Origin of the sequence: Celeribacter ethanolicus, assembly GCF_001550095.1 — a bacterium.
Lineage (GTDB): Bacteria > Pseudomonadota > Alphaproteobacteria > Rhodobacterales > Rhodobacteraceae > Celeribacter > Celeribacter ethanolicus.
Genome location: NZ_LRUC01000020.1, coordinates 133,984 through 154,319 on the forward strand (window position 1 = coordinate 133,984; position 20,336 = coordinate 154,319).

General features: G+C 61.5%; 20 protein-coding genes. 11 read left to right on the plus strand and 9 right to left on the minus strand.

Translation table 11 applies throughout. The features are described 5' to 3' along the window. The first annotated feature begins 34 nt into the window (after positions 1-34). Positions 35-1,345 (plus strand): esterase-like activity of phytase family protein, encoded by a 1,311-nt coding sequence (locus NH195_RS10020; protein WP_066706186.1) that lies wholly within the window; start codon positions 35-37, stop codon positions 1,343-1,345. A gap of 100 nt (positions 1,346-1,445) precedes the next feature. Further along, positions 1,446-2,786, plus strand: coding sequence for an anti-phage deoxyguanosine triphosphatase (locus NH195_RS10025; protein WP_066706189.1), 1,341 nt, complete (start codon positions 1,446-1,448; stop codon positions 2,784-2,786). On the opposite strand, the gene NH195_RS10030 is transcribed toward NH195_RS10025, so the two are convergent. From NH195_RS10030 to ychF, 3 genes are read right to left on the minus strand one after another with little or no spacing between them, the layout of a single operon-like run. Then, positions 2,787-3,755, minus strand: coding sequence for a UDP-glucuronic acid decarboxylase family protein (locus NH195_RS10030; RefSeq protein WP_066706192.1), 969 nt, complete (start codon positions 3,753-3,755; stop codon positions 2,787-2,789). It abuts the gene before it with no gap. Positions 3,756-3,786: 31 nt separating this feature from the next. After that, positions 3,787-4,836 carry a glycosyl transferase family 90 gene (locus NH195_RS10035; protein ID WP_066706195.1) on the minus strand — a complete coding sequence of 350 codons (1,050 nt, stop codon included), beginning with the start codon at positions 4,834-4,836 and terminating at the stop codon, positions 3,787-3,789. Positions 4,837-4,860: 24 nt separating this feature from the next. After that, the gene (gene ychF, locus NH195_RS10040; RefSeq protein WP_066706198.1) at positions 4,861-5,958 is read right to left on the minus strand and encodes a redox-regulated ATPase YchF; all 1,098 of its coding nucleotides are present in this window, start codon (positions 5,956-5,958) and stop codon (positions 4,861-4,863) included. A gap of 127 nt (positions 5,959-6,085) precedes the next feature. Between ychF and trpA the strand changes: the two genes are divergently transcribed. The 4 genes from trpA to NH195_RS10060 all read left to right on the plus strand — a co-directional run bounded on the left by trpA (position 6,086) and on the right by NH195_RS10060 (position 10,394). Next, positions 6,086-6,877 (plus strand): tryptophan synthase subunit alpha, encoded by a 792-nt coding sequence (gene trpA / locus NH195_RS10045; protein ID WP_066706201.1) that lies wholly within the window; start codon positions 6,086-6,088, stop codon positions 6,875-6,877. 122 nt (positions 6,878-6,999) lie between these two features. Then, entirely contained in the window at positions 7,000-8,094 is a 1,095-nt protein-coding gene (gene nspC / locus NH195_RS10050; RefSeq protein ID WP_066706203.1) for a carboxynorspermidine decarboxylase, read from the plus strand. A gap of 45 nt (positions 8,095-8,139) precedes the next feature. After that, positions 8,140-9,384: a saccharopine dehydrogenase family protein gene (locus NH195_RS10055; protein ID WP_066706206.1), complete on the plus strand. Its 1,245-nt coding sequence runs from the start codon at positions 8,140-8,142 to the stop codon at positions 9,382-9,384. 122 nt (positions 9,385-9,506) lie between these two features. Further along, complete coding sequence (locus tag NH195_RS10060) at positions 9,507-10,394, plus strand: type IV pili methyl-accepting chemotaxis transducer N-terminal domain-containing protein (RefSeq protein WP_066706209.1); 888 nt, start codon at positions 9,507-9,509, stop codon at positions 10,392-10,394. Between the two features lie 7 nt (positions 10,395-10,401). Here NH195_RS10060 and NH195_RS10065 read toward each other — a convergent pair whose 3' ends face one another. Beyond that, on the minus strand, positions 10,402-11,175 hold the full coding sequence (locus tag NH195_RS10065) for a ZIP family metal transporter (RefSeq protein ID WP_066706213.1): 774 nt from the start codon (positions 11,173-11,175) through the stop codon (positions 10,402-10,404). Positions 11,176-11,320: 145 nt separating this feature from the next. On the opposite strand from NH195_RS10065, the gene NH195_RS10070 reads away from it, so the two are divergent. Beyond that, positions 11,321-12,484, plus strand: coding sequence for an alpha-hydroxy acid oxidase (locus NH195_RS10070; protein ID WP_066706215.1), 1,164 nt, complete (start codon positions 11,321-11,323; stop codon positions 12,482-12,484). A gap of 14 nt (positions 12,485-12,498) precedes the next feature. Here NH195_RS10070 and NH195_RS10075 read toward each other — a convergent pair whose 3' ends face one another. Together NH195_RS10075 and NH195_RS10080 are read right to left on the minus strand one after the other, a co-directional pair. Continuing rightward, positions 12,499-13,680, minus strand: coding sequence for an MFS transporter (locus NH195_RS10075; RefSeq protein ID WP_066706217.1), 1,182 nt, complete (start codon positions 13,678-13,680; stop codon positions 12,499-12,501). Between the two features lie 151 nt (positions 13,681-13,831). Further along, positions 13,832-15,445, minus strand: a complete 1,614-nt coding sequence (locus NH195_RS10080) for a vWA domain-containing protein (RefSeq protein ID WP_066706219.1) — start codon at positions 15,443-15,445, stop codon at positions 13,832-13,834. Positions 15,446-15,747: 302 nt separating this feature from the next. Here NH195_RS10080 and NH195_RS10085 point away from each other — a divergent pair, with 302 nt between their 5' ends. The 4 genes from NH195_RS10085 (at position 15,748) to NH195_RS10100 (ending at position 18,692) form a co-directional block, all read left to right on the plus strand. After that, positions 15,748-16,365, plus strand: a complete 618-nt coding sequence (locus tag NH195_RS10085) for a 50S ribosomal protein L25/general stress protein Ctc (RefSeq protein WP_066706222.1) — start codon at positions 15,748-15,750, stop codon at positions 16,363-16,365. 223 nt (positions 16,366-16,588) lie between these two features. Further along, on the plus strand, positions 16,589-17,269 hold the full coding sequence (pth, locus tag NH195_RS10090; RefSeq protein ID WP_066706224.1) for an aminoacyl-tRNA hydrolase: 681 nt from the start codon (positions 16,589-16,591) through the stop codon (positions 17,267-17,269). Further along, positions 17,266-18,306, plus strand: coding sequence for a DUF2332 domain-containing protein (locus NH195_RS10095; RefSeq protein WP_066706227.1), 1,041 nt, complete (start codon positions 17,266-17,268; stop codon positions 18,304-18,306). Before pth ends, NH195_RS10095 begins: the two co-directional genes overlap by 4 nt. Before the next feature lie 11 nt (positions 18,307-18,317). Then, complete coding sequence (locus tag NH195_RS10100; RefSeq protein ID WP_066706230.1) at positions 18,318-18,692, plus strand: DUF2237 family protein; 375 nt, start codon at positions 18,318-18,320, stop codon at positions 18,690-18,692. Position 18,693: 1 nt separating this feature from the next. On the opposite strand, the gene NH195_RS10105 is transcribed toward NH195_RS10100, so the two are convergent. The 3 genes from NH195_RS10105 to NH195_RS21170 all read right to left on the minus strand — a co-directional run bounded on the left by NH195_RS10105 (position 18,694) and on the right by NH195_RS21170 (position 20,210). Then, the gene (locus NH195_RS10105) at positions 18,694-19,206 is read right to left on the minus strand and encodes a helix-turn-helix transcriptional regulator (RefSeq protein ID WP_066706232.1); all 513 of its coding nucleotides are present in this window, start codon (positions 19,204-19,206) and stop codon (positions 18,694-18,696) included. A 12-nt stretch (positions 19,207-19,218) separates the two neighbouring features. Beyond that, the gene (locus NH195_RS10110; protein ID WP_066706234.1) at positions 19,219-19,659 is read right to left on the minus strand and encodes a hypothetical protein; all 441 of its coding nucleotides are present in this window, start codon (positions 19,657-19,659) and stop codon (positions 19,219-19,221) included. A gap of 89 nt (positions 19,660-19,748) precedes the next feature. After that, positions 19,749-20,210 (minus strand): hypothetical protein, encoded by a 462-nt coding sequence (locus tag NH195_RS21170; RefSeq protein ID WP_066706235.1) that lies wholly within the window; start codon positions 20,208-20,210, stop codon positions 19,749-19,751. Between the last annotated feature and the right edge of the window lie 126 nt (positions 20,211-20,336).

Sequence of the window (20,336 nt, forward strand, 5' to 3'; positions counted from 1 at the left end):
GACGACGAAGAAACGCATCACACAGGACAGTGACATGACCAAACCCGTTTACGGTGCAGCGCTTGCTGCGCTTATGCTTGCCGGTGCCGCCCAGGCCCAAGAGGCCTTTCCCGCCACGCTCAAAGCCCAGGCCGAGCTTTCCGGCCACACCTTCGTCCCCGCCCCCGAAGGCGCCTCGGCCTATTACAACACCTCCGGCCGCTTCACCAATGGCGCGCGCAATGAGGCGCTTTACAGCAATTTCCAAGAAGCCACCGGCCTCGCGCTGCCTTTCCCCGGCCAGCCGCTTCAGGGGTTTTCCGGCATCCGCTCCTTGGGTGACGACCGTTTCCTCGTGCTGACGGACAACGGTTTCGGCTCCAAAGCCAATTCGTCGGACATCGTCCTGATGTTCAACATCGTCAAAGTCGATTGGGAGACCGGTCGTGTTGGCATCGAAAAAACGGTCCAACTGTCCGACCCGGACCACGTCGTCCCCTTCCCGATCATGAACGAAGCCACAGAGGCCCGCACCCTCACCGGCGCGGATTTCGATCTGGAATCCATCCAGCCGGTTGGTGAAAACTTCTGGATCGGCGACGAGTTCGGCCCGTGGCTCATCGAAGTGAACGGCGAAGGCGAAGTGCAACAAATTCTGGCGACCGAGCCGGGCGGCCAGTTGATCCAATCCCCCGACAACTTCTTTGTGGCCACACCGAACCCGGGTGCCGAACTGCCCGAGACCGTCGTCTCCTACCGCTCCGGAGGCTATGAGGGCATGGCCTTGTCCGAGGACATGAAAACCCTCTACCCGCTGTTGGAAAAGCCGGTCTATGACCCGGAAACCGGCGGTAAGAAACATGTCGGCGGCAAACCGGTTCTGTCGATGTTCGAACTGTCCACCGAGACCGGCGCATGGGGTGACACGGTGCGCTACTTCCCGCTTGAGGACGAAAACCACGCCATCGGGGATTTCAACCTGATCGAAGGCACCCGCGGCCTCATCATCGAGCGCGACAACTTCCAGGGCGATCCGCGCGAAGGCTGGTCGGAGCAACCGGCGATGTTCAAACGCATCTACCTCATTGATCTGGAGCGGATGGACGAAAACAATGTCTTGGAAAAAATCGCCTACATCGACCTGATGAACATTCAGGACCCCGACGGCATCGCACCGCGTGGCACGATGGATGGGGTCTACACCTTCCCCTATTTCACCATCGAGGATGTGGATCGTGTCGACGAGACCACCATCGTCGTCGCCAATGACAACAACTACCCCTTCTCGACCGGTCGCCAGCAAGGCCGTGTCGACGACAACGAGATGATCCTTCTCGACGTCGCGGACTTCCTGAAGGCAGAGTAATTACCGCCCCGGAGCGGCCTCCCCGTCGCTCCGGGGTTCCCCCATCTGGCCTTCCCTCTTTTGGCCTCATATGCTGCGCCCGAACCATGAGGAGGCGCAGATGTGGCTTGAACGCAGAGAGAGTTGGAGCGGACATTCCGAAGACGCGCGCGGTGCGGGCGATGTGGACTATGCCCGCGTGATCCATTCGGCCTCCTTTCGGCGGCTTCAGGGCAAGACGCAAATCCTCAACCTCGGCGACAGCGATTTCTATCGCACGCGGCTGACGCATTCGCTGGAAGTGGCGCAGATCGCCGGAGGCCTCGCGCGCCAGTTGGAACAGAGCTTTCCCAACCATCCCGCCACTGCCCACCTGCCGGATCGTTCGATGATCCACGCCATCGGCTGTTCGCACGATCTGGGCCATCCGCCCTTCGGTCATGGCGGCGAGGTGGCGCTGAATTATTGCATGCGCGAAGCGGGCGGGTTCGAGGGCAACGGACAAAGCCTGCGCATCCTATCCCGGCTGGAGAGCTTTTCCCAAAACGCGGGCGCAAACCTCACCCGGCGCAGCCTTATGGGGCTGTTGAAATATCCGGTTTCTTACGCACAGGCGCGCAACTCCGCGCTCAGGCCGAAACTGAGCGACAGTCCCGCAACGCTTAAACTCATCGACACTGAGGCCTCGACCCCGCCGAAATGTTACCTCGACAGCGAGCAGGACGTGGTGGAGTGGGTGCTTTCACCGCTCTCCCCCGAAGACCGCGCAGCGTTTTGTGCCATGCGACCGGTGGAGGCGGGAAAACACCGCAAGGCGCTGCATAAATCCTTTGATTGCAGCATCATGGATCTGGCCGATGACATCGCCTACGGGGTGCATGATCTGGAGGACGCGATTGCGCTCATGCTTTTGACGCGTGAGGATTTCGTGGCGCATGTGTCGGCGGATGAGATCGGCGATTTTCTCGACATGCTCAAAGGCAAATACCCGGATCAGTTCGGCAATGACGTCTACGGCCAGATGCTCGATGGCTTGTTCGGCGACCGCAACACCCGCAAGCGCTTCATCTCGCGGTTTGTGAATTACTTCATCACCGCTGTGGGTTACACCGAAGTACCAGAATTCGCCGAACCGCTCCTGCGCTACCGCGCCAGCCTGCCCTCGGCACGGCGTCCGGTGTTGAAAGCGCTGAAAGACCTGGTGTTCAAAGTGGTGATCAAAAGCCCCAACGTGCAGCAGCTCGAATTCAAGGGCCAGCAGATGGTGGTCTCTGTCTTCGAAGCGCTCTGTTCCGATCCCGAGCGGCTTTTGCCGCGCGATCATCAGGAGCGCTATTCCGAAAGTGCCGGCGACCTTCGGGTGATCTGCGACTATGTCGCCGGCATGACCGATGCGGCGCTCCTCAAGACCTATGAACGTCTCTTCGCGCCGCGCATGGGATCGGTGTTCGACCGGCTCTGATCAGGCCTTCAGCTCCGGCAGAAGCGCGCGGAAATAGGCCACCGTGCGCTCCAGCCCCGCCTCGAGCGCGATTTCCGGCGCCCAGCCAAGCGTTTCGCGCGCCAGGGCAATCTCCGGCTGGCGCTGTTTCGGATCGTCCTGCGGCAGATCGCGGAACACCAGCTCCGACGCCGCCCCCGTCATCGCCACCACCTTTTCCGCCAGTTCGCGGATGGTGAACTCGGCAGGGTTGCCCAGGTTGATCGGACCGCTGACCTCGGGCCCGGTGTCCATCAGCCGGATGAACCCCTCGACCAGATCGTCGACATAGCAGAAGGACCGGGTCTGATTGCCATCGCCATAAAGCGTGATCGGCTCCCCCATCAACGCCTGCACAATGAAATTCGACACCACACGCCCGTCGGCATGATGCATCCGCGGCCCGTAGGTGTTGAAAATCCGCGCCACCTTGATCTCCAGACCGTGCTGGCGGTGATAGTCGAAAAACAGCGTCTCCGCGCAGCGCTTGCCCTCGTCGTAACAGGATCGCGGCCCGATCGGATTGACATTACCCCAATAACCCTCCGGCTGCGGATGCACCGCCGGATCGCCGTAGACCTCGCTGGTCGACGCCTGAAAGATCTTGCATTTCAGCCGCTTGGCCAGCCCCAACATGTTGATCGCACCATGCACCGAGGTCTTGGTCGTCTGCACCGGGTCATGTTGGTAATGCACCGGGGACGCGGGACAGGCGAGGTTGTAGATCTCGTCCACCTCGACATAGAGCGGGAAGGTCACGTCATGACGCATGAATTCGAAACGCGGATGGCCATGCAGATGGTCGATGTTGCGTTTGGTGCCGGTGAACAGGTTGTCGGCACAGATCACATCATGCCCCTGCTCCAACAGCCGGTCCATCAGATGCGAACCGATGAACCCCGCCCCTCCGGTCACAAGAATGCGTTTTCGACTGTCGTAAAGGCGTGCCATATCAAATCTTTCCAAAGGGTTGCGGCCCGGATCAGGCCCAGTTCCGTTCAATGATCTCCGTCGCCCGCCGGGTCTCGCTTTCGAAGGTGAGCGCACGGGCAAAGGCCTGACCGTGTTCGGCGATTTCACGCGCCTCACGGTCGTGGCTGCGCACCCAGTCGACCTTCTCGGCAAGATCGGACATGTCCGACTTCACCGGCACGAAATGTTCGAAGGGCACGAGTTGATCATAATACCACTGCCGGAAACCGAACTGGCTATCGACCTTGAGCACGCAGCAGCCAAGCTTGAGCCGCTGCATGAAATTGCACCAGGCATTGGAGAACCCGTCCACGTCGAGCGCGTATTTGTCCCCGGCCCAGTCCTGCCAGTTCCGTCGCGGCCCCATCAGCCCGGCGGCGGCGCATTGCGCCTCTTGCCTGTGGGTCACCCCCGGCACGAAGCGGGCATCGACCCCCTCGATTTCGCGCGCCGCCATGGCGAAGCGCAGCCGCTGCATCACCCAGGGTTTGTCCATATGTTCCGGCGCCAGAGAAAACAGCCCGACGCAGTTGTTCTGCCCGCGCCAATAGATCGTCTCTCCGCGATCCGCCCATTGCGGCGCCTCCAGCGCCAGCCGGTCAGTCTCGGCATAACCGCGATCACGGAAGAAATGCTGGTCCGGCACGAGCACCTTGTCGCGAAAACAGCTCGAATAGGTGAAGCGCGCATGGCCCACGAATTCCCCGTCAGAAAGATCGCAGGAGATCCGTTCGACTTCGGGGGCGCTTTGCGAAAACCAATAGATATAGGCCGATGAGATATGCTGGTTCTGCGAAGCGTGGCGCAGGAAGTATTCCGGGTGATAGAGATACCGGATTTTGTCCCCTTCGCGGACGAGATGGAACTCCAGCTCGCTCTCCACCTCTTCTGAGGCGGAAAACGCAAGCTCGGGCAAGCTCACCCCCGCCCGTTCGAAATAGCCACGCACATGCTCGGCCACCCTCTGCTCGGTCACATCGCGTTTGCGCAAATCCCGCGCCGCGCGCCGACGCTGCCTGTAAGCCTCATACCATTCCGTCTTCTTCATCGCCCGCAACATGATGCGCAGCCTCCGCCCTAGCGATCAGGTGTTGAACAGGAAGTGCATCACGTCGCCGTCCTGCACGATGTAGCTCTTGCCTTCCGCACGCATCTTGCCCGCGTCTTTCGCCCCCGTCTCACCCTTGCAGGCGACGTAATCGTCAAAGGCGATGGTTTCGGCCCGGATGAAGCCACGTTCGAAATCGCCATGGATCACGCCCGCCGCCTGCGGCGCCGCCGTGCCTTTGCGAATGGTCCAGGCGCGCGCTTCTTTCGGGCCGACGGTGAAGTAGGTCTCAAGATGCAAAAGCTCGTAACCCGCGCGAATGAGACGGTCGAGACCGGCCTCGTGCAGCCCCAGCTCCTCAAGGAACATCTCCGCCTCTTCCGCGTCGAGCTGGGAAATCTCTTCCTCGATCTTGGCGGAGATCACCACCGTGCCCGCGCCCTGCTCCTCGGCCATTTTCGCGACCGCGTCCGAGAAGGCGTTGCCCTTCGCGGCATTCTCTTCTTCGACGTTGCACACATAAAGGATCGGCTTTTGCGTCAGAAGTTGCAGCATGTTCCACTGCTTGCGCTCTTCTTCCGTCACCTCGACGCTGCGCGCCGGTTTGTCGGCCTCCAAAGCCGCCTGCGCCCGCGCCAAAAGATCGTCCTGAAGTTTCGCTTCCTTGTCGTTGCCCTTGAGCTTGCGCACAAGGTTGGCACGGCGTTTGGCGATGCTTTCCAGATCGGCCAGCATCAGCTCCATCTCGATCACCTGCGCATCGTCGACCGGATCGACGCGGCCCTCGACGTGTGTCACGTCACCGTCCTCGAAACAGCGCACGACGTGGGCGATCGCATCGCATTCGCGGATGTTCGCCAGGAACTGGTTGCCCAGCCCCTCACCCTTGGACGCGCCCTTCACAAGGCCCGCGATGTCCACAAAAGACATGCGCGTCGGGATGATCTGTTTCGAGCCTGCGATCTCCGCAAGCTTGTCCAAACGCGGGTCCGGCACGGCCACATCGCCCACGTTGGGTTCGATGGTGCAGAACGGAAAGTTCGCCGCCTGCGCCGCGGCGGTTTTGGTCAGCGCATTGAAAAGCGTCGATTTGCCGACGTTCGGCAGTCCGACGATGCCCATCTTGAAGCCCATTGCGGCCTCCTTTGTCCGAAATTCCAAGGCTGTCTAAGGTGCAACGGGGTCTCGCGCAAGCCTTCCCCATTGCACTTACGGCAAAGATCGGCCAAACCCGTTGCGCAAACAGCCAGGGAGCCGCCCGATGACCCGTATCGACGCCAAATTCGCCGAGTTGAACGCCGCAGGCAAGAAAGCCTTCGTCGCCTATGTCATGGCGGGCGATCCCGACGAGGCCAAGTCGCTCGAAATCGTCAAGGCCCTGCCCGGCGCCGGGGTCGACATCATCGAACTGGGCCTGCCCTTCACCGACCCGATGGCCGACGGCCCGACCATCCAGCTCGCCGGTCAACGCGCGCTCGATCAGGGCATGACGCTCAACAAGACCCTCGCCATGGCCGCAGACTTCCGCAAAACCGACGACACCACGCCGATCGTGCTGATGGGCTATTACAACCCGATCTATTCGCACGGCGTCGATCAGTTTCTGGTGGATGCGGTGGAGGCCGGGATCGACGGGTTGATCGTGGTTGACCTGCCGCCTGAAGAGGACGATGAGCTCTGCATCCCGGCGCAAAAGGCCGGTCTGAACTTCATCCGCCTGGCGACCCCCACGACCGATGACAAACGCCTGCCCACCGTGCTGCAAAACACCTCCGGCTTCGTCTATTACGTCTCCGTGACCGGCACCACCGGGGCCGCCGCCGCATCCGGCGCCGATGTCGCGCCCGAAGTGGCCCGGATCAAATCCAAGACCGACCTGCCGGTGATCGTGGGCTTCGGTGTCCGCACCCCGGAAAAAGCCCAAGAGATCGCCGCTGTCGCGGACGGCACCGTCGTCGGCTCCGCCATCGTGAACGAGATCGCACAGGGCAAATCCGTCGCAGAGGTCACAGCTTACGTGAAATCTCTGGCGGACGGCGCACACCGCGCCTGATCCTGCTCCATTCTGTATATACAAAAAGCACGGGCAACCGTGCTTTTTTCTTGCCCCTCGCCCTGAATCGCCCTAAGTGCAGCGCTCTATTGCCGTTCCTTTGGACCCTTGGGGGAACCACGATGATCCAGACGCCTTACTACCTGATCGACAAGGCCCGCCTGCTTCCGAACATGGAGAAAATCGCCCGGCTGCGCGAAGCCTCCGGCGCGAAGGCCTTGCTTGCGCTCAAATGCTTCTCCACATGGCCCGTGTTCGACTTCATGCGCGACTATATGGACGGCACGACCTCGTCCTCGCTCTATGAACTGCGCCTTGGGGCCGAGAAATTCGGCAAAGAGACGCACGCCTATTCCGTCGGCTGGGCCGATCATGAGATCGACGAGGCGGTCAGCTACGCCGACAAGATCATCTTCAACTCGCTGGGCCAGCTTGATCGCTTCGGCGACAAGGCCAAGGGCATCGCCACCGGCCTGCGCCTCAACCCGCGGTTTTCGACCTCCGGGTTTGACCTCGCCGACCCGGCGCGGCCCTTTTCGCGTCTGGGCGAATGGGACATGGCCCGGCTTGAGATGGCCGAAAATCGCATCAACGGCGTGATGATCCACTACAATTGCGAGAATGATGACTTTGTCCTGTTTTCAGAGCAATTGAGCCGGATCGAACGTGATTTTGGTTCGTTTTTGAAAAATTTGGATTGGGTCTCTTTGGGCGGCGGCATCCATTTCACCGGCGAGGGCTATCCGCTCGACAAGCTGGCGGATCGGTTGAAAGCCTTCTCCGACGCGATGGGCGTGCAGGTCTATCTGGAACCCGGCGAGGCCTCGATCACCAAATCGACCACGCTGGAGGTCTCCGTTCTCGACATCATCGACAACGGCAAAAAAGTCGCCATCGTCGACAGCTCTATCGAAGCCCATATGCTCGACCTGCTGATCTATCGCGAAACCGCCAAGCTGCCGCAGACCGGCACGCATGACTACCAAATCGCGGGCAAAACCTGCCTCGCGGGCGACATCTTTGGCGATGCCAAATTCGACAAACCGCTCGAAATTGGCGATCGTATCTCCATCGACGATGCTGCCGGTTACACAATGGTTAAAAAGAACTGGTTTAACGGGGTGAAGATGCCGGGTATCGCCGTGCGCGAACTCGACGGTACCGTCAAACTGGTGCGTGACTTCGGTTACGAGGATTTCGTCGCAGCCCTTGGATAAGCGCTGCTCCATTCACCACCCGAAACGATAAGGGGGTCTCTACAGTTGAAACAGAACGTACTCATCATCGGCGCCGGCGGCGTCGCTCAGGTCGTCGCGCATAAATGCGCCCAAAACAACGATGTGCTTGGCGAAATTCATATCGCAAGCCGGACGCTTTCGAAATGCGAAGCGATCCTTGAGTCGGTCCGTGAAAAGGCCGCGATGAAACAGGAGGGCGTTCTTGAGGCCCATCAGGTCGACGCGATGGACAGCAAAGCCGTCGCCGCCCTGATCGAAAAAATCGGCGCTCAGATCGTGATCAACGTGGGTTCCGCATTCGTCAACATGACCGTGCTCGACGCCTGTATCGAGACGGGTGCGGCCTATATCGACACGGCCATTCACGAAGACCCGACCAAGATCTGCGAAACCCCGCCGTGGTATGGCAACTACGAGTGGAAGAAACGCGATCTCTGCGCGGAGAAAGGCGTCACCGCCATCCTCGGCGCCGGTTTCGATCCGGGGGTGGTGAACGCCTATGCGCGTTTCGCCATCGACATGATGGATGAGGTCAAATCCATCGACATCGTCGACATCAACGCCGGCTCCCACGGCAAATATTTCGCCACGAATTTCGACCCGGAGATCAACTTCCGCGAATTCACCGGCGTGGTCTACTACTGGGAAGACGGCCAGTGGAAAGAGAAAAAGATGTTCGAGTCTGGCCGCGACTGGGACCTTCCGGTCGTCGGCACCTGCCGCGCCTATCAGTCCGGCCATGACGAAGTGCATTCGCTCGCGACCAACTATCCGCAGGCCGATGTGCGCTTCTGGATGGGCTTTGGCGAGCATTACATCAATGTCTTCACCGTGCTCCAGAACCTCGGGCTTCTCTCCGAACAGCCGGTGAAAACCGCGGAAGGGCTTGAAGTCGTGCCGCTCAAGGTCGTCAAGGCCGTGCTGCCCGACCCGTCGTCTCTGGCGCCGAATTACGAGGGCAAGACCTGCATCGGCGATCTGGTCAAAGGCACCAAGGATGGCAAGGATTTCGAGGTCTTTGTCTATAACGTCGCGGACCACAAAGAGGCCTATGAAGAGGTCGGCTCGCAGGGCATTTCCTACACCGCAGGCGTACCACCCGTCGCCGCCGCCATGCTGATCGCCTCGGGCGAATGGGATGCGGGCACGATGAAAAACGTCGAGGAACTGGACCCGAAACCGTTCTTTACGCTGCTCGACAAGATCGGCCTTCCGACCCGCGTGCAAATCGGCGGGCTTGGCGGCGAAGACAAGGCCTGGGACGCCTGAGCACGGATCAAACCGTTCAAAACCCGAACCAAAGACCCGCATTTCGCGGGTCTTTTCGTGTCATTTAAGCGAATGGAAAGGCGAATCGGCCAGCCTGCCCCTGAATCATATCTGAGGCTCTCATGCGCGTACTGTTTCCCTTCCTCCTGTCTCTCCTGCTGAGCCTCGCGTTTTTGCCCGACACGGCGCTCGCCGACACCGCAACCGGCTATGACCGTCAAATCCAAATGATCGGACGCCAGAGCAGCCTTGGCCATCGCCTCGTGCGGAGCCTGTGTTTCGCGCAGGCCGGGATCGACACCGCCCGCAATCTCCGTGTCATCGAAGACAGCCGCACGGAGGTCCGAAACACCCTCCACACCCTTCTCGAGGGCGATCCCACCCGCGGCATCGCCGCCATCGACAACAGCAATATCCGCACCCAGATCGGGTCTCTCGAAAAGGTCTGGAACGCGCTCGACAAAAAGACCACGGCCTTTCTCGACGGCACGGCAATGAGCGACGAAGAGGTCATAAAGATGACCTTCAAGGCGGAGTCTCTCGAAAAACTCTGGCGCAATGTCAGCCAGTCGCTCGAAACCATGACCTCCATCGACAGCACGCCCGAAAACCTCGCCCGCGCCCGCATCATCGTCACCGCGACCGATCAGAACCGCCTCTTGCAACAGGCGGGCAAGGACGCCTGCCTGATCCATCTCGCAGGCGGCGCTGCCGAAGCGGGCCATCAGGTCGAAGAACTCAACGCGGCGCTCGCCACCTTCGATCGCAACATTTTCGATCTGACCTTCGTTCGCCCCGCCGCCATCAATGCGTCGCCGCAACCCGAGGCGATGGAACAGGCCGCCTTCGACACCTGGCAGACCTGGGTCGGGCTCGAATCCCTGTTTCAGGGCGTGAGCCACCCCGGCAAGGACGAACGGCTCGACATGCTGCTGCCGGAGATTTCCTTCACCGTCGAATATCTCGATCAGGCATTGCAGGACACACTCGAGGTGTTCCTGAGCCTGTGACGTCCCCTCAGCCGAGCGCCACGTCAAGCACCATCATCAGGATCAGGCCGGTCAACAACCCGGCCGTGGCGTAATTCTGATAGCCGTTGCGATGAGTCTCGGGGATGATCTCGTGGCTGATGATATACAGCATCGCCCCTGCGGCAAAGCTCAGCCCCCAGGGCAGCACATGCACCGACACATGCACAAGGCCGACGCCAAGCGCTCCGCCCACCGGCTCGATCAGCCCGGTCAGGAGCGCCAGACCGAAGCTCCGGAGACGGCCATAGCCCTGTCCCCGCAGCGCCACGGCCACCGCCAGTCCTTCGGGCGCGTTCTGCAACCCGATGCCGGTCGCGAGCGACATGCCATTGGTGACATTCCCGCCGCCAAAGCCGATGCCCACCGCCATGCCCTCGGGAAAATTGTGAATGGTGATGGCGATGACGAACAGCCAAATCTTCGACAATGCGCCCGGATCTGCCCCCTCCGGCCCGGTGACGAAATGCTCATGCGGCAGGGTCTCGTTCAGAACCGCCACAAGCCCCGCGCCCAGCGCCACCCCCGCCGCCGCGATCAGCGCCGACAGCCATTTGGACTCGTACAACACCTCCGCAGCGTCGAGCCCCGGCATCAGCAGCGAAAAGAACGAGGCGGAAATCATCACCCCGGCGGCAAAGCCCAGAAGCATGTCATAGGTGCGCTTCGACATCGACTTGTCGAACAGCACCGGGATCGCCCCTGCCCCGGTCATGAGCCCGGCCCCGAGCGACGCCAGTATTCCGATCCAGATCACACTCATGACACCCTCTCATTTCGCGCTCACACTGTCCGCTTTCACCCCAAGACACCAGAGACAACCGGATTGCACCTTGGCTCCGCCCGGAATATGTGCGAATTGGTTCGCCAAGCAAACCAATTCTCCGCAATAACCCCGGGAGAGCACCATGCCCGTCATCACCAATATCGACGACCTGAAACGGCTGCACAAAAGGCGCACGCCGAAGATGTTCTATGACTATTGCGAAAGCGGCTCCTGGACCGAGCAGACCTTTCGCGAAAACGTGTCGGATTTCGATCAGATCCGCCTGCGCCAACGCGTCGCCGTCGATATGGAGGGCCGCTCCACCGCCACGAAAATGATCGGCCAGGACGTCGCGATGCCCGTGGCGCTCGCCCCGGTCGGCCTCACCGGCATGCAGCGCGCCGATGGCGAGATCAAGGCGGCGAAAGCGGCGGAGAAATTCGGCGTGCCCTTCACGCTCTCGACCATGTCGATCTGTTCGATCGAAGACGTCGCCGCCCACACCACGAAACCCTTCTGGTTTCAGCTCTATGTGATGCGCGATCAGGACTTCCTGAAAAACATCATCCAGCGCGCCAAGGACGCCGGTGTCTCCGCCCTCGTGCTCACCCTCGATCTGCAAATCCTCGGCCAGCGCCACAAGGACCTGAAAAACGGCCTCTCCGCCCCGCCGAAACTCACCCCCGCCGTGCTCGCCGATCTGGCGACGAAATGGAGCTGGGGGCTCGAAATGCTTCAGACCAAACGTCGCGGTTTCGGCAACATCATCGGCCACGCCAAGAACGTCGACGATCCGTCCTCCCTGTTCAAATGGACCGCCGAGCAATTCGATCCGCGTCTCGACTGGGGCAAGATCGAAGCCATCAAGAAGATGTGGGGCGGGCCTTTGATCCTCAAGGGCGTGATGGAGCCGGAAGATGCCGTGATGGCCGCGAAAACCGGCTGCGACGCCATTGTCGTGTCGAACCACGGCGGGCGGCAGTTGGACGGCGCGCTTTCCTCGATCCGCGCCCTGCCGCCGATCCTAGACGCGGTGGGCGACAGTGTCGAAGTGCATCTCGACAGCGGCATCCGTTCCGGTCAGGACGTGCTCAAGGCGATAGCGATGGGCGCGAAAGGCACCTACATCGGCCGCGCCTTCATCCACGGCCTCGGCGCCATGGGCGAAGAGGGCGTGACCAAGGCGCTCGAAGTGATCCACAAGGAAATGGACATTTCCATGGCGCTCTGCGGGCGCAAACATATCGAGGAGGTGGATCGCGACATCCTGCGCGTGCCGGAAGATTTCGCCGGTCGCTGGGCCTGAATCCAAAGGCGCCCTCAGGGCGCCTTTGACACCAACCGCCCGGTGCGGGACATCCGCTCGAATTGCATCACCGCAGGGGCGACCAGGGCCAGCAACAGCGCAAGCGCCAGAAACGCCCCGCGCAGCCCGACATGTTCCGCCAGAAATCCCATGGCGGAGGGGCCGACGAAAAACCCCGTGAATCCGACCATCCAGGCCCGCGACAGTGCCAGATTGCGCTGACGCCGGTGCACCCGCTTGCCCAGAAGCGAGGTCGCCGTCGGCACGATCACCGCAAGCCCCGCCGCCGCGATGCCGATGCCCGAAAGCGCCACGCCCTGGCCCTGCGCCGAAGACAAAAGGAACACCCCGGTCATCGCCAGAAGCCCGGACCACAAAAGCACCCGCGCCTCGCCAAAGCGCTGCGTGGTGACATAGCCCAGAAGCCGGAAACAACCCATCACGAGCCCCAGCATGGCCGGGCCGAATGCCCCATGCCCCGCCGCCACGCCGAGATCGCGTTCGAGGAAGATCGACGACCAGGTGTCGACCGCATTCTCCCCCACGAAAGAGGCAAAGAGCATCACCGCGATCAAAACGATCGCCCGCCACGGCAAGCCCCCCGTGACCGGCGCCTCGTCCGGATCGTCCGGCACCTCCTCCCAGCCACGCTCCCATGTCAGCACCGACAGCCCCGCCACAACCAGCCCCATGAGCGGAAAGATCACCTCCATCGCCACGCCATGCGCCCGCAGCGTGCCGGTCACAAAGGCCGACAGCCCGAAGGCCAGCGAAAACGCCCCGTGGTTGAGGTTCATCAGATGCAGCCCCGATGTCCCCTCAAGCGAGGAAATCCGCAGGTTGGCGTTGATGTCGAAACTGCCGATGGACATGCCCATGGCCGCCATCACGACAAACAACATGACAGAAGACTGCGCCACCACCGGCAATTGCAGCGCCAGGACCGAAAACACCCCCAGCACCGGCAAGACCCGGTGCCCCAGAAGGGCAAACAGCCGGGGGGCCGCGAAAATCGCCAACATGCCACCGGCGGCGGAGCCCAGAAGCGCCAGCCCGAACAGCGCATCCGATGCCCCCGTCTGCGCCTTGATCGCTGGCACCATGGCCGAAAAACAACCCCAGCTTACCCCAGTGGCACTCAAAGCCATCAGCGGCGCACGCGACACCGCGAGGGCGCGAAAAAGAGAATGAGCCATGGAGCGCTCCCGAATTGTCACGAAACTCCGCCCGGTCCAGAATAAAACCAAAGCGCTTTGGCAACTTACGCTCCCGGTCTTCCCTCGCACAAGAAAAAACTGCGCCAGGACCTGTGCCCTAGCGCAGCCGGCATTTGCAATTCCGTCACCCTCAGGGCGTGACGTCGAGCGCTTCCCCGGCGATCACCTCAAACGGAACATGCGGCTGACTGCCGTCCTCCATCCGCAGCTCAAGCGCATAACCCCCGGCGGCCATCGCCACCTCTGCCGTCCCGGGACGGCGGGAGAACACCACCTCCCCCGTCGCGTCCAGCACCGCCCAGCGCGCCAAGCCGGCCCCCTCGACATCGAACCGCACCGGCGCGGCGTTCAACGCGATCACTGGGGCCACGACCTCGTCCGCCGCCACGACAAACGGCATCTCGACCTCAATCCCGTCGAGCTTCGCTTTTGCGATATACGTCCCAGCAGGCAGTTTGATGCTTTGCCCTGCCACCACCTGCGAGACATGCGCCCCGCTCGTGGTCTCGGCGAATTTGACCATGACGCGCGCATCAACCTCCGTGCCGTTTTCGGCCCAGACCACCTTGGGCGCCACAGTGCCAAAGGCAAAACTCAACTCGACCGTCCGGCTCTCCCCGGCCTTGAGCATCACCTCGGTCTCGACCTCGACACCCGCCGCTTTCTTCGCGGACACCGTCGTGCGCCCCGCCGGGAAATAGAAGGTCTCGCCGGAATTCCCGGCCAGCGCCGTACCCTTGACACCCTCAATGCGAAAGCGCTCATCGCTTGGCACCTGATCTTCGCCCTCGAAAATCAAAACCGTCACCCGCGCCATATCGAGATCGAAATGGACAGCGTTGTCCTGATCCTCCAGCACGTCGAGCTGCTGCGTAAACTCCCAGCTCCCGACCCGCAGCGTCACGTCATAGACCCCGGCAGGCACGTCGAACACCGGTTCCGCCCCGCGTTCCCGATCGGCGACCTTGCCTGTGTCGACATTGCGCACCGTCCAACTCACACCGGGATCGCGCAACAGCGGTCCGTTCGGAGACAGAGATGCCGTCGCGCTCAACGTCGTTGCCGGAACGGCTTCGGGCTTGGGCGTCTCGATCACCACAGCCTCCTGCACCGGCGGAAGCACCGTCGCCCCAAGCGCCTCTTTGAGACCTTCGGCATTCCCGGCATCGAAATATTGCCCGCCTGTGCCCTCCGCCAGACAGGCCACCTGTGCGCCTTCTTCCTCGGTCAACCCGAAGCCCACCACATGCACCTTGAGATCGACCCCGCTCTGCGCCAGCGCCTGTGCCAGCGCACAAGGGTCGGCGTCACAGGTCTCGATCCCGTCGGTTACAAGCACCACCGCGCCCGAAGCTGCATCAGATCCGGCGCCCAACTCCGCCGCCGCCTGCCGTACCGCTTCGGTCAGAGGCGTCTTGCCTTTGGGATTGATCCGCGACACCTTGTCGAAAATCGCCTCCGCCGTGCCCGGTTTCGGCGCCGCGATCCGCTCGATATCGCCACAATCGCCCTTGCGCCGGTGCCCGTAGGCGATGAGGCCAAGCTCAGCCTCTTCCGGCAGCTCCGTCAACACCTCGCCCAGCACGTCGCGGGCGATGACGATCTTGTTGGTGCCGTCGATCTGGCCCCACATGGAACCCGAGGCATCGAGCACGATCATCGTCCGGTCCGCCGCCACGGCACCGCTTGCCCCGATCCCGAGCAGAAAGCCACAGATCACAGAAAACAAATTTGAGAATTTCATACGTCCCCCCATCTTGGCGCCGTCTTGTCCCCAACCTTGTCGTGCCGCCATCGTCGATCCATGAGAGGCTGAGACAACAGTCCGGGGGCCGGCCTCACGACATTCAATTGCGCGCATATGTTTACGCCGATCTCACTGCGAAAACACGGGGAAAACCCCGGAAAAAGCCCCTGAAAGGCCCCCGAAAGGCGGACAAACCGGACGAAATAGCCCTTTCCATTTCACCGATTCCCGTGTAAGGCCACGGCTTCACGCGGGACTACAGCCTTGGAGGAGTCCCGCCTTAACCTAGGAGAATTAAAATGGCTGGTGAGATTCCTGATCTTATTGCCGTGGAACGTGTGGGGACAGGCAAGGGCGCCGCTCGCAAAGCTCGTCGTGAGGGCTACGTTCCGGGGATCGTGTATGGCGACGACAAAGAGCCGCTTCCGATCAACATCAAGTTCAACGAACTGCTGAAACGCCTGAAACAGGGCCGTTTCCTGTCCACGCTCTTCAACCTCAAGGTTGAAGGTCAGGACGACGTTCGTGTGATCTGCCGTGGCGTGCAACGCGACGTCGTGAAAGACCTTCCGACCCACGTCGATTTCATGCGCCTGCACCGCAACTCCCGCATCAACCTCTTCATCCCCGTTGTCATCACCGGCGAAGAAGCGGCTCCGGGCATCAAACGCGGCGGTGTCGTGACCCACGTCCGTTCCGACGTCGAGCTGATCGTGACCGCGTCCGACATTCCGGACCACATCACGCTGGACATCACCGGCGGCAAAATCGGCGATGTGTACCACATCTCCGACGTCACCCTGCCGGAAGGCGTCAAGCCGGTCATCGAGCGTGACTTCGTGATCGCCAACATCGCGGCTCCGGCCGGCCTCGGCGGCGGTTCCGACGAGGAAGAAGAAGCCACTGCGGAAGAATAATTCCACAGTCGTCTTCGGACAGATTTGAAACGCGGGTCTCTCGGGGCCCGCGTTTTTCTTTGCGCAAACCGCCCGGACAGTTACCGCAGGGGTCCGACAAAAGTCCGACACAAAGCCGACGCAAATCCGACTGCGGAAAATCCCTCTCTGACGGCAAGAGATTGCATGCCCCCGCCCCCGCCCATATGGTGCCGGTAACATGTTACAAGAGGGGAGAGGGGCCATGCGTCTCTTCGTCGGCCTCGGCAATCCGGGCGCGAAATATGCGGGCAACCGCCACAACATCGGCTTCATGGTTCTGGACCGGATCGCCTCCGATCACGGGTTTTCCCCTTGGCGCGCCAAGTTTCAGGGCCTGACCTCCGAGGGCCGTCTGGGCCGCGACAAGGTCGTGTTGCTCAAGCCCGAAACCTTCATGAACCTCTCCGGTCAGGCGGTCGGCGAAGCGATGCGGTTTTACAAGCTCACCCCTGCCGATGTCGTTGTTTTTCATGACGAACTGGACCTCGCCCCCGGCAAGGTCCGAACCAAGACCGGCGGCGGCCATGCCGGGCACAACGGGCTGCGTTCGATCCATCAGCACATCGGCCCGGATTATGACCGCGTGCGTCTCGGCATCGGTCATCCCGGTCACAAGGACCGGGTCGCGCCCTATGTGCTCTCCGATTTCGCCAAGGCGGATCAGGTCTGGCTCGACGATGTGATCCGGGGCTGTTCCGATGGCGCAGCAGCCCTCGCAGATGGCGAGGCCGCGAAGTTTTCCAACGCCGTAGCGCTGCGCACCGCGCCGCCCCGCAGCTCGACCGGGACGAAGCCGCCCAAGGCGCCCCCCGCCCCACAAGGCGAAGCCCCCAAAGAAGACACCCGCACGCCATTCGAGAGGTTAAGAGATAAATTTCAATGACTTGGAAAAACGCATTTTCAGCACAAGCCAAATCCTGCCGCGACCTCGGATCGTCTTTTACCGCCGCATTGCTCGATAGTTTTGTCACATTTGGACTGCCGGATGGCCCGATCGGCGCGCGTATCGCCCATTGGCCCGGCGATATTTCCAGCAACGGCGCCTCCGTGCCGCTCCGCCTTGCGGGGGCGCTCCATGGGCTGGTTCTCGAAGGTCGCGACACGGAGTTAGCGGCATTTTATCCTCCGCATCCCTTGGCCGAACCTGCGGAACTCCATAACGCCGCCTGCGCCGCCATTTCCCGTCACGAGGCCTATATCGACCATCGCCTCAACGACGCGCCGCAAACCAACGAAGTGGCCCGCGCCAGCGCCCTGATCCTTGCCGCCGATGCGCTGGCCGCGCAAACCGACCTGCCGATTGTGCTCTCTGAACTGGGCGCAAGCGCCGGGCTGAACCTCAATTTCGACCGCTTCCGGCTTGTCACGCCTGCGGGGGATTTCGGCCCGTCCGACAGCCCCGTGGTCCTGACGCCCGACTGGCGCAGCCCCGCGCCCGCGCCGCATGGTTTCACCATTACCGAACGTCAGGGCGTCGATCTCAGCCCCCGCGATCCGGTCGCGGAACGCATCCGGCTTTTGTCGTTCATCTGGCCCGATCAGACCGCGCGGTTTCATCGCATCGAAGCGGCGCTCGACATCGCCGCAACCCAACCGCCCAAAGTCGCCAAATCCGATGCGGTGGACTGGCTTGCCGAACGGCTGTCAGAGGCCCATCCCGGGCATTTGCATCTCGTTTATCACACGGTTGCGTGGCAATATTTTCCGGCAGAGGTTCAGACCCGTGGCGAAGCGATTTTGGCCGAGGCCGGGGCGCGAGCAACGCCAGAAGCCCCGCTGGCCCGCCTTGCCATGGAAGCCGACGGGCAAGGCCCCGGTGCCAAACTGACGCTCACGCTCTGGCCCGACGGGACGACGCATGATCTTGGGCGGTTTGATTTTCACGGACGTTGGATCGACTGGTCCCCGCCCCGGTTCTGACGGAGAACGACATGGAAAAAGCGCCTGCTCTCAATGTTTTGGGCGAGGTTCTCAGCCCCTGCTCCACCTCCCCGCTCACCGGCTATTTCCGCGACGGCGCCTGCAACACCTGTGCCGAGGATCACGGCAGCCACACGGTCTGCGCGGTGATGACGGCGGAATTTCTGGCCTATTCGAAATATGTCGGTAACGATCTTTCGACGCCCCGACCCGAATACGGCTTTGTCGGACTGAAACCGGGCGACCAGTGGTGCCTCTGCGCCAGCCGGTTTCTTCAGGCCCATGATGAAGGCTGTGCGCCCAAAGTCTCGCTGAGTGCAACACATCTGCGCGCGCTCGACATCGTGCCACTTGCGATACTCGAACAGCACGCGCTTGACGGCTAACTCAGGCCACTTGCTCCGCCGCTTCTGGCAGAAAACGATCCTCCATCAGATCGTCGAGAAACAGGCTCAAAAGCTGCGAAGCGCCATTGACCCCCGCCTTGCGATAGACCGCATTGGTTTGCGCCTTGACGGTCCCTTCGGAGGTTTCGCGCAGCCGGGCGATCTCCGCGATGGGAAAGCCCTTGATCAGGAAAAGCGCCACCTCGCGTTCGGCAGGCGTCAGCCCCCATGCGGAAAAGCGTTCTTCCAGCACATCGGCAAAGGCCGAAGCCGCCCGGCGCAGCTTACCTTCGGCCAGGTTCCGCCGCACCATCGAACGACGAAGCGCCAGCCCGCCCATGATCACGCCCAGGATCAGGCCAAGCGCGGCGCCCAGTTCGATGACCTCGCGTATTTGCCAGGAGATGGGACGCGCGCGCAGGCCGAGGACTGATGCGACAATATCGAACACGAAAAACACGGCACAGAGGCTCTGCACCATGAGGATAATGGCAAGGAGAGCACTGTCTTTCACCGGATCCTGCCCTCAGTCATCATCGTCGTCATCGTCATCGTCGCCGCTGTCGTCATCGCGGTCATCGTCGTCGTCGTCCCGATCATCGTCATCGTCGTCGTCGCCATCATCGTCGTCCCGATCATCGTCCCGACTCGTTTCACCACGTTCACGACCGCCGCGGTCACTGTCCCGATCATCGTCCTCCTCCTCGATCTCCCAGTAATCACGGAGGATTTCCCCCGTCGCGGGGTTCACGATGATCTCTCGCCGCATCGTATCGTTTACCGCCACGATCCGGGTCCGCCCCAGAAGCGTCCGCCCCATGCTGATCTTGGTATAGCCCTGGGCCTTGAGCTGGACGACCACCTGATCAATCACGCTCGCCCCCTGCGCCAGGGCGGGCGAGGCGGTCAGAAAACTCGTGGCCAGAAAACTCGTGACAAGTCCGGTGATGAAAAGCCTGCGGTGCATGATGTCCTTTCCTGTCCTCGCCCCTTGCTTACCATAGAGACGGCCTGCCCCACCATGGGACAGACCTCTGCTGTCATACCTGCAACCGATCAATCATCGTCGCGGTCATCGTCCTCATCGTCGTCATGATCGTCATCGCGGTCATCGTCATCATCATCGTCGTCGCGATCATCATCCCGGTCGTCGTCACGGTCGTCGTCACGGTCGTCATCGTCATAACGATCATCGTCATCGCGCTCGTCATCGTTCTCGACCTCGACACCGTCTACCGTTTCGCTGCGATCATCGTCCCTGACCTCGTCGCGCCATTCCTCGTCGCTCAGAGCCTTCTCGCTCTGCGCCACGACCTCCCCGCTGGCATTCTCGATCCGCAGGTCAATTTCCTTGCCGTCCATATAGACCTCGACCTCGGTATAGCGAAACCCGCGGTCGATCTCGATCCGGGTCGCGCCCGGATACATCGCGACGATCTCTTCCGTGGTGGGTTGCGCCACGGCAACCGTCGTACCGAGCCCGGTGACCAACGCCGACATCATGAGAACCTTACGCATATTCCTGTCCTTTCCTGAACTTCTGAACAAATCAAATGTATCGGGCCACTGTGGCCTCGATCCCCGATTTGCCAGCATCACGGTCCTGCGGCCATTGGCGTGAGGTTTACCCGGGTTTACGCAGAT